Genomic DNA, 315 nt, shown 5'->3' with positions numbered 1-315 from the left:
CATGTAATCTTTCTTCTGCATCTAAAGCCTTGCCCATCAAGTGCTTACCACAATCATTTTATCGACGTATGCAGCGCTTCTTTGCAGGTCAGTATTTTGATTATCGTCAAATTTCTCAGTTGATTTTCAATATGTTTTCATTCGACCAAGTGCAACTGACTTTAGATAGAACCAATTGGAAATGGGGAAAACGAAATATTAATATCCTGATGCTCGCAATCGTTTATCGTGGAATAGCGATACCTATCCTTTGGACATTGCTTAATAAACGTGGAAATTCAGATACGAAAGAGCGTATTGCTTTGATTCAACGCT

The 315-nt window shown here is 37.5% G+C and carries 1 pseudogene; it reads left to right on the top strand.

The window, feature by feature from the left end:
- Nucleotides 1-315 (top strand): annotated as a pseudogene (locus ACG9ZB_RS16875) (IS4 family transposase); the annotation flags it as partial.

Source organism: Acinetobacter johnsonii (assembly GCF_048551975.1).
Taxonomy (GTDB): Bacteria; Pseudomonadota; Gammaproteobacteria; order Pseudomonadales; family Moraxellaceae; genus Acinetobacter; species Acinetobacter johnsonii_A.
Note: the sequence above shows the minus strand (reverse complement) of the source record. Positions and strands in the feature narration are given on the sequence as shown.